The 297-nt window shown below is 71.7% G+C and carries 1 pseudogene; it reads left to right on the top strand.

Annotated features, from left to right (window positions below):
• Window positions 1–74: 74 nt before the first annotated feature.
• A pseudogene (locus tag D9V41_RS17355) lies at window positions 75–297 on the top strand (cytochrome P450); the annotation flags it as partial.

Here is a 297-nt window from a genome sequence, read left to right as displayed (position 1 = left end):
AGAACGAGCCGCCGGCGCACACGCGCCTGCGACGGCTCGTCGCCGGTGCGTTCGGCCGAGGTCACGTCGAACGCATGCGTCCCCGGATCGCCGAACTCGCCGCGGACATGCTCGACGGCGCCGGGGCCGTGGGCGAGCAGCTGCAGTCGGGCGCTTCGGTCGACATCCTGGCCGACTACGCGGAGCCGATGCCGGTCTTCGTGATCGCCGACCTGCTCGGCGTGCCGCGGCGCGATCACCACGATCTGCGGCGTTGGTCCCAGGCCATCGTGCGGATGTACGAGCCTGACGTGGACG

The sequence above is a fragment of the Aeromicrobium phragmitis genome, from assembly GCF_003674095.1.
Classification (GTDB): domain Bacteria; phylum Actinomycetota; class Actinomycetes; order Propionibacteriales; family Nocardioidaceae; genus Aeromicrobium; species Aeromicrobium phragmitis.
Note: the sequence above shows the minus strand (reverse complement) of the source record. Positions and strands in the feature narration are given on the sequence as shown.